At 51.4% G+C, this 1,177-nt stretch carries 1 protein-coding gene and 1 rRNA gene; one reads left to right on the forward strand and one right to left on the reverse strand.

What is annotated here, in order from left to right; all coding sequences use genetic code 11:
* Positions 1-231: hypothetical protein (locus tag VQ830_RS28650; protein WP_337271532.1), on the reverse strand; the 231-nt coding region annotated here is incomplete at its 3' end.
* Between the two features lie 486 nt (positions 232-717).
* On the opposite strand from VQ830_RS28650, the gene VQ830_RS28655 reads away from it, so the two are divergent.
* Positions 718-1,177: ribosomal RNA gene (locus VQ830_RS28655) — 23S ribosomal RNA — on the forward strand; the annotation flags it as partial.

Here is a 1,177-nt window from a genome sequence, read left to right on the forward strand (position 1 = left end):
GCCTTTGGCGAGGCCCTCCGCGAGGGCGCTTTGCGTGGTGCCTTGCACCTGTTTGGGCACCTGTTGGGCGGTTTGATCGATCGGTTGCTGACTTGATTGGTTGCTGCTGACGGATGCTGGTTTTTGAGGCTCTGGTTTGAATGTCTTCCTTGAAGAAGTAAAAGTTTGCATTGCTTTTGTAGCGATGCCTGTTCTGACGTACATTGTGAAGAGAAGATCGATCTGGACCATCTTGAAAGATGGTGCCGTCAAGGGATCGTTTGTTGTTTGAGAGTTTAGGCTCTCATCTGACAGATGATCCTCGTGAATGTTGCCTGACCGCGCATTCCCGGATTGATCTCGAGAAGCTGGTCTTAAGGTATGGCCCGGCGCACGCTCGGCGTGTGCGCTTTATAAGAGGGACCATACCGACACGTCGATGTCATCTGAATGACCTGGTTGTAAAAGGTAACCGGGTTTTGGTGTTTTTGCTTGTCTCTGCGAGGCAGGCGAGGAACGGAGCGGTGCTGCAAATGAAAGTTTGCCGCATGGCCNTATGGTTGGTTGTAAAAGGTAACCTTCCTGTCGCAGGTCTTTTGTTCATGTAAGTGAGCGAGGGACGGACTGGTTCGGCAAATGAAAGTTTGCCGCATGGTCAGATTTAGCAGCCTTCCGAGCGCAAGCGAGGGAGCAAGCTTTGCTAAATCCAGACTAAGGATGAGCATTGGCAATGAGAACGATTAAGTGTCGTAAGGGCATTTGGTGGATGCCTTGGCATGCACAGGCGATGAAGGACGTGATACGCTGCGAAAAGCCGTGGGGAGCTGCGAATGAGCTTTGATCCATGGATCTCCGAATGGGGCAACCCACCTTAGATACTTGGAAAATCTGTTGAGTTGAGACTAAGCGTTGTAGAGATGAGTGTGGGACCTCCCACAGCGACCGTTAGGTCGCCGCCAATCGTTTGGCGCGCCGTCCGCAGCGCAGCGATCGAAGATCGCGACAGCGTGAGGACATAGAGTTCTTTTTAACGTTGTTCGAGTGTTCGAACTCCACAGGTTTCCAAGTATCGTTAAAAAGGTATCTTACACTGAATACATAGGTGTAAGAAGCGAACGCAGGGAACTGAAACATCTAAGTACCTGCAGGAAAGGACATCAACCGAGACTCCGCAAGTAGTGGCGAGCGAACGCGGACC

The organism is Oryzifoliimicrobium ureilyticum (assembly GCF_037199735.1).
GTDB lineage: Bacteria > Pseudomonadota > Alphaproteobacteria > Rhizobiales > Rhizobiaceae > Rhizobium > Rhizobium ureilyticus.